Source organism: Frankia canadensis, from assembly GCF_900197875.1.
GTDB classification, from domain to species: Bacteria; Actinomycetota; Actinomycetes; order Frankiales; family Frankiaceae; genus Frankia; species Frankia canadensis.
Genome location: NZ_FZMO01000545.1, coordinates 20,881 through 27,216 on the forward strand (window position 1 = coordinate 20,881; position 6,336 = coordinate 27,216).

General features: G+C 68.5%; 7 protein-coding genes. 3 read left to right on the forward strand and 4 right to left on the reverse strand.

The features are described 5' to 3' along the window. Positions 1 to 63: 63 nt before the first annotated feature. On the reverse strand, positions 64 to 666 hold the full coding sequence (locus tag C1A33_RS30790) for a TetR/AcrR family transcriptional regulator (protein ID WP_101835772.1): 603 nt from the start codon (positions 664 to 666) through the stop codon (positions 64 to 66). Between the two features lie 67 nt (positions 667 to 733). Here C1A33_RS30790 and C1A33_RS30795 point away from each other — a divergent pair, with 67 nt between their 5' ends. From C1A33_RS30795 to C1A33_RS34420, 3 genes are all read left to right on the forward strand, one after another. Next, complete coding sequence (locus C1A33_RS30795; RefSeq protein WP_101835774.1) at positions 734 to 2,062, forward strand: MFS transporter; 1,329 nt, start codon at positions 734 to 736, stop codon at positions 2,060 to 2,062. A gap of 699 nt (positions 2,063 to 2,761) precedes the next feature. Beyond that, on the forward strand, positions 2,762 to 3,235 hold the full coding sequence (locus C1A33_RS34415) for a hypothetical protein (RefSeq protein ID WP_133150886.1): 474 nt from the start codon (positions 2,762 to 2,764) through the stop codon (positions 3,233 to 3,235). Between the two features lie 143 nt (positions 3,236 to 3,378). Beyond that, positions 3,379 to 4,032 carry a hypothetical protein gene (locus C1A33_RS34420; RefSeq protein WP_133150887.1) on the forward strand — a complete coding sequence of 218 codons (654 nt, stop codon included), beginning with the start codon at positions 3,379 to 3,381 and terminating at the stop codon, positions 4,030 to 4,032. Positions 4,033 to 4,150: 118 nt separating this feature from the next. Here the strand turns inward: C1A33_RS34420 and C1A33_RS30800 are convergent, their stop codons facing one another. The 3 genes from C1A33_RS30800 to C1A33_RS30810 all read right to left on the reverse strand — a co-directional run bounded on the left by C1A33_RS30800 (position 4,151) and on the right by C1A33_RS30810 (position 5,906). Then, positions 4,151 to 4,816 carry an NIPSNAP family protein gene (locus tag C1A33_RS30800; protein ID WP_101835776.1) on the reverse strand — a complete coding sequence of 222 codons (666 nt, stop codon included), beginning with the start codon at positions 4,814 to 4,816 and terminating at the stop codon, positions 4,151 to 4,153. Between the two features lie 125 nt (positions 4,817 to 4,941). Beyond that, the gene (locus C1A33_RS30805) at positions 4,942 to 5,256 is read right to left on the reverse strand and encodes a DUF72 domain-containing protein (protein ID WP_243408101.1); all 315 of its coding nucleotides are present in this window, start codon (positions 5,254 to 5,256) and stop codon (positions 4,942 to 4,944) included. Between the two features lie 59 nt (positions 5,257 to 5,315). Next, positions 5,316 to 5,906, reverse strand: a complete 591-nt coding sequence (locus C1A33_RS30810) for a DoxX family protein (RefSeq protein ID WP_243408102.1) — start codon at positions 5,904 to 5,906, stop codon at positions 5,316 to 5,318. Between the last annotated feature and the right edge of the window lie 430 nt (positions 5,907 to 6,336).

Consider the following 6,336-nt stretch of genomic DNA (forward strand, 5'->3'; position numbering starts at 1 on the left):
CGCCACCTTCCGGGCAACGAGCGGGGCGGTGGCATCGGGAGCTGGAGTCAGGGCACGTGGCTGTCAGTGGGCGTCGATGATCAGGATGGCGAGTTCCTGGGCGCTGCGCGCCGGGCCCTCGGTGCCGAGGGCGGCGGTGGAGGCGTAGAGGCCCTCGATGACCAGCGCGAGGCGGTCAGAGGTCGCCTCAGCGGCTGCGGCATCGCGGCCGGGTAGCTCGAGGGCGAGGTCGCGGAGCCTGGTGCGGACCCATGCCTTCACCGCCTGCGCGCTGGCGTGAGCCGCGGAGGTCGGGTCGGGGTACTCGGCCAGCACCATGAGGAACAGGCAGCCGCGGAACGCGTCGGGACCGGTGACGGTGACCAGCCCGTCGAACAGCGCCAGGATGCGCTCTCGCGCCGGGCGGCTCTCGTCCGCGGTCAGCGACTCGATCCACTCTCGGTAGCCGGCTGCGTAGCGGTCCACGTAGGCCGCGACCAGCGCGTCCTTGGACCCGAACAGGCGGTACAGCGTCGTCGGACCGACGCCGGCCACCGCCGCGACCCGGTCGACCCCGGTCGCGGTGATCCCATGCCAGTAGAACAGGTTCTCGGCCGCGTCCAGGATCGCCTGCCGGGTCTCGGCGGCTGGGCGGCGGGTGCGCGTGGAGGGAGGGCCGCTAAACACGGTTGTGATGATAGGGAACGATCCCTATCATCACCGGGCGCGACCCGCCGACCAGAGGATCCGACCCATGCGCGCCACCGCGACGCTCCCCGAGACCGAAGCCGAGCCGACGCCAATGCACGAGCCGGAACCAGAAGCGGAACCAGAACCGGCGCCCGGAGCCGAACCCCGACCCGATCAGGTCCTGGCCTGGCGGCTCCGGCCGCTCCAGGTCGGGGTTGCGCTACAGAACATGCTGCTGTGGGTGCCGGTCGAGAAGATGTTCATGACGCAGATCGGCTTCGACGCCGCGGCGATCGGACTGGTCGCGGCGGTCTACGCCGCGGTCGCGCCGGTGCTTGAGGTGCCCTTCGGCATCCTCGCCGACCGCTGGAACCGCACCGGGATGGTCATCCTCGCGACCCTGGCACTCGCGGCCAGTTCCCTGGTCGGCGGCCTGAGCACCACGCCAGCGACGTATGTCGGCGCAGCCGTTCTGCTCGGCGTGTTCTTCGCGCTGAACTCCGGCACCGTGGAAAGCATCGTCTACGACACCGTCGTCGAGGAGACCGGCTCGGGCGACGGCTACGAGCGGTGGATCGGGCGGATGCACGTCGTCGAGGCCGCGGCGCTCGTCGCCAGTGCGGTCCTGGGCGGAGTGCTCGCCGCGGTCGCCTCGGCTCGGGTCACCTACTTCGCCACCGTCCCACTCATGGCGGCCGCCGCCCTCGCCTTCGGACGCTGCCATGAGCCGCGCCTGCACCGGCACGCGCAGCGGGTCACGTTCCGGCGTCAGGCCCTGGCCACCGTCCGGGTGCTGGCCGCCGATCGCGCGCTGCGCCCGGTTGTGCTGCTCAGCGCGCTCACGGCCGTCGTCATCCAGGTGGTCTTCGGTTTCGGGCCCCTGTGGCTGGTCTCGCTGCACGCGCCGGCCGCGCTGTATGGGCCGTACTGGGCGGCGCTCGTCTCGACCGGCGGCCTCGGCGGCTGGCTCGTCTCCCGGACCCGGCTCGACCGCCCGGCCGTGACCGTCGGGTTCGGCGCGTTGCTGGTGCTCGCCGCCATCCTGCCGACGCTGGGCCACTGCCTCGCCGTCGTCATCGCGGGCCAGTTCGTCGTCGCCCTGGCAGCGGGGATGATCAGTATCCGGGCTGGTCGGCTGCTGCACGACGCGGTCGGCGCGCAGCTGCGGGCCGGCGTCACGTCCGGCGCGGGCACACTGTCCTGGCTGGTCTTCCTTCCGGTCTCCGTCCTGTTCGGGCAGCTCAGCCGTCGCCACGGCGTCCAGACTGCCGGGCTGCTGCCCGTGCTGCTCGCCCTCGCGATGGCCGCCCTGCTGGCACACACGTCCCGCCGGCCACATCCTGTCGCCGACACCGGCCCCCAGGCCGCCGAGTCGACGATCACCGCGGCCTGAAGGGGCGACCCTGGCCCGACCTGCCGGCGTCGTCCGCAGCCGTCTTGACCTCCGTTCGGTGGCTCACCGGGTCGTGTCATCTCGCGGGATCAGCCAGAACGTCTGACGCCCGGAATGCGGAAATGCTCGTATCAGACGGTGCTCCGACGCCCGGTCATGCGTCGCTGCCAGGTGACCGCCTGCCGTCGAGAGTCGGGGTGCCACGACACCAACGCCGTGGGTGAGGCCAGCGGTCCCGCTAGAAAGCAGAAGAACGCATCGCCAGGCGTTGCCCGTCAGCTGCAATGCGTCGAGGAATGCGGCGGCGGCGTGCCAATCTCCGCCTTCGACGGCTGCGCGGCCAAGGATGTCAGCAATTGTAGACGATCATGACTTTTGCATGTCGGATACGCGACAGATCCAGCGATCATTAGCCGCTCATGCCGAAGATCTGCGGGCCAACATGCCTCCGACCAGGAGTTTCACTCGACCCCGAAGTTGCCCCTGGGTTGGGCAGGCATTGGCGGCTTCCAGGTGCTGGCTATTCTTCGGTAACCACAGAACAAGGCCAGAGATCACGGGGCCTCATCCGCGGTTCCCGGAAAATCTCTCCCGGTTTCAGCGCGATCTACCGGGCATCTCGGTTGCCCTTCACCGCTGACGCCGGATGCGCCGACAATCTGGCTTGAATCCAGACAGGGGGAAATAAAGGAGATGGCCGTGGCGACGCGCCGCCAAAAGCGGCGGAAGATACTTCTGGGCGGTGCTGCCAGCGTTCCATTCATGGTCTTGCTGGCCTTGTCCCTTACCTGGCTCGTGGCGCCGCTCTACGTGACGGCCGTACTAACGGTGCGATTGCTGGCGTGGCCGACCACATGCAGAGCGTATCGGTCGTGGCCAGCCGTCGACCACATCTGCGAGGCATTGGTCACCGGCACGGCGACCGGATGCGGCAGCCACCGCGAAAAGAAGGCGCGTGATCTACAGGCCGCCCTGAGCCCATGGCACGAGCGCTCCCTGCTGCAGACTGCCCGCCGTTTTGTCAGTCGGCATCCGACAACTCCCGAACCGCTTCCAAACCTATCCGGCGCACCGGTGCGAGTGACATTCGAGAACGCCCTGAGCATCTACGCCATCTTCCTGTGCGCGGCGGCGGTCCTGGTCGGAATCCTCGCCCATTTTCTGATCGGATAGCGCCGTCCAGCCAGCCAATCCCCTTGAAATCCTAAGAAGCGCCAGCGGCAGGGAAAACTATTCCACCACCGGCGCGCCTGGTCCTGGAGAAACGGAAAATGTCCCGAATCTGGGTTCGCCCGCACGTCCGAAACGGATACCGAGTGCGTGGGTACTGGCGCGAAGGTCAGGAATCCTCGGGGTTCTCTTTCACCGCCGCCGTCCTTCTCACCATCACCATCGCGGCCGGCAGCATCGGCCTCGCCGTCTCCGCGAGTGGAGGCGTCTCGGCGGTGCGTTCGCCGGGGCAAACGCATTCAGCTCGCAACTGCAGCCAGTCCGGACAGTGCACTGAGGCCGAGGTGAAAACAGGCGATCTACGTTCCATCGAGGCTCGCCTGGCTCGCAAGGGTCTGCAGGTGAACGGCCGGTTGCAGCACGATGGTGCTCACTGCTCAGAGCATTCCTACGGAGCGGTGTCGAAATTCTTTCGAAAGCAACCATGCGCCGATCTCCATCGGGCGCAACTCCAGTGTCGTGACCGGAAGGGCGATGTCGTCCTGGTCGCGATCTCCTGGGTCAGAATGGCAGGCCAGCAAAGCGCAACCTCCTATAAGACGCTGGTAGACGAATACGGAACCGGGAACGTCACGGAACTGTCCCGGGAAGACGGGCGGTACCGTACGGTTCGCTACACCGCTCGAACCTACAGGTCGGTGCAACGGAACAACGTCGTGGTTAATGCCCAGGCGGAGCCCGTTGCCAGGGGATGGGTTGGCCTCGCCCTTACGACCATTGTCGATGAAGCCGTCCGCTGACGTCGGAGCCAGCGGCCACCGCTCGCCTACCCGCCGCGTATCTCGACGCCGGAGCGTCGCGCGCCGACACCGGCGGCAGCGGCGAGTGCCTTGGTCTGAGTCGACGGCGTCCCCTCGGTCAGGTCAGCGGGGAGAAGGGGGCGGGCCAGGCCATGGTGGATTCGGCGTCGAGGATCTGTTCGAGGGCGCCGGGCGGGGGCCACAGGCCGCGTTCGTACAGGTCGCGGCGGACGGCCACACGTTGGTCGAGGCTCTCGAAGGGCCAGATGTGGACGATGCGGGCAGGGCCGTCGAGGGCATACATCACGACCGCGATCGGGTCGACGCGTTGGCGGCCGGGGAGGCGTTCGCGCCAGGCGGCAATTGTTGCGGGAAGGCCGCCTGGGCGCAGGTGGTAGTCGCGGATCTCGTAGATCGACCCGAAACTGCCCGTGACCACGGGAGGCATGAACGGAAACGCCGCGAAGGAGTTCATGCGGAGGTCCGTGAGATGGCCGCCCGCGCCGAAGGGGTCGGTGCTGGCGGCGGCCCGCGCACGTTCGGCCGCCAGGTCGGCGTCGTCGACGAAGCCGCGCAGCAAGTAGAGCCGGCCGAGTGTCCCGTGCTCGGCCTCCCAGCAGCCCAGCAGGCGGCCGCGTGCGTCGGGCGCGCCGACCCACGGCTCGACGCCGGCCTTGGCCGCCGCCGCGTCGGGTAGCCGGTAGGAGAGGACCGCCAGCTCATACCGCAGCGCCTGTTCCTCGAGCGAGACGTCCTCGCCCGTGATCACCTGCTTGATGGGCATGATGGATCCCCTTCGACAGACTCAGCCGGCATCCGCAGCACCTCCTGGCATCGTGCCGCCTCGTCACGTCCCCCGCGACGGGATCGTCCGCTGGTAGCGACGCGTCACACCAGCGGCGGTGTACCTCAGCTGACCACTGGGGAGGCACCCGCAGCACCGCCGTCGAGCTCCGTCAGCAGGTCGGTGAGCTGGCGGGCGTTGCGCTGGGCGTAGTCGGCGTAGCAGTTGTTCATGAGCACCTGGGTCCGGGCGGCCTGGTCGGCCGGCCGGCGGAGCCTGGGCGCCCATTCCCGCAACTCGGCCAGGCTGTAGCGATAGCCGAAGCGCTCGTGGATGTCCCGGCTCGTCCACTTCTCGCTGTGGCCGTGGAAGCGCACGACCGCGAGATCCGCGGTGGCGGCGAGGACCGGCGGGATCGAACCTGGATGGCCCTGGGGCACGTCCCGATCAGCAGGTCACCCACCCGGTCACCGTTCCCGACCGGCGCGCGGGGAACCGGTCAGCCGCGGATGAGCAGCACGATGGCGGCCGTCGCACCACCCAGGATGACCGCGCCGGCGCCGACGTCGAGCCGGTGGGAGCGCAGCACGGGCAGCCGGTCGTCGACCGAGTGACGACCGGGGCCGGTCAGCGCGAGCGCCACGGCGACCATGGCGATCAGGATCTCGTACTCGATGCCCTTCGGGGCGAAGAAGGCACCGTCCCACCGGATCGCCATCGCGTTGATCATGGTGCCGAGGATCGCCGCGGTGGCGAGCGGGGTGAGCAGGCCCAGTGCGAGGCCGATCCCGCCGAGAGTCTCGGAGAGCGCGGCGATGACGGCGAACGCCTTGCTGGCCGGGTAGCCGACCTTGGCGAAGAAGGCCGCCGTGCTGTCCAGGCCCTCTCCCCCGAACCAGCCGAACAGTTTGCGGGTGCCGTGCGCGAACATGATCGCGCCGATCGTGGCACGCAGCAGGAGCAGCCCGAGGTCCACGCCGGTCGTCGCCGGCCGCCGGCGCACCTCGTCCGCGCGTTCGTGGCTGGATGGTGTGATCGCCGAATCTCCTGTCCCGCCGATGGTCCCGTGCCCGACACCAGGCGCGACCACCGAGAGTACTCGGCCAGCTACCCTAACTAGGCGGTCCGCCGGAGAGCCACCTCTGGCGTCGGCGACAACAATGCCCAGCGAGTCCATCCGGGTCTATCTCCCGAATCATGGCATTCGGTCTCATTCGGCCGTGCCGGACTTGCGGATCACGGATCGGTGAATGAACCGTGGCTGGATCGGACCGGTGAAGAATTGTGGTTGTCCGGGCATCGCGTCGGGGCTGAGGTTACCGCCATGACCACCGCGGGCAGGCAGCCGAGCGACCGGGCGTCAGAAGCGAGATGGTTCGAGTATAGGCGGGTGATTTTGGAATGAAGGCGACGTATGACCCGCCCGTCCTTCAGTACCAGGGGTCCTTCCGTGAGGCGACCGGCTTCATCGGCTTCATCGGCTTCGGCGGCTTCGGCGGTTGGGGTGGCTGGGGCGGATG

What these genes read in the sequence shown, in the direction of transcription:
- C1A33_RS30795 (WP_101835774.1), top strand. Translation starts at nt 734, where the DNA reads ATGCGCGCCACCGCGACGCTCCCCGAGACCGAAGCCGAGCCGACGCCA.
- C1A33_RS30800 (WP_101835776.1), bottom strand. Translation starts at nt 4,816, where the DNA reads ATGCCCATCAAGCAGGTGATCACGGGCGAGGACGTCTCGCTCGAGGAA.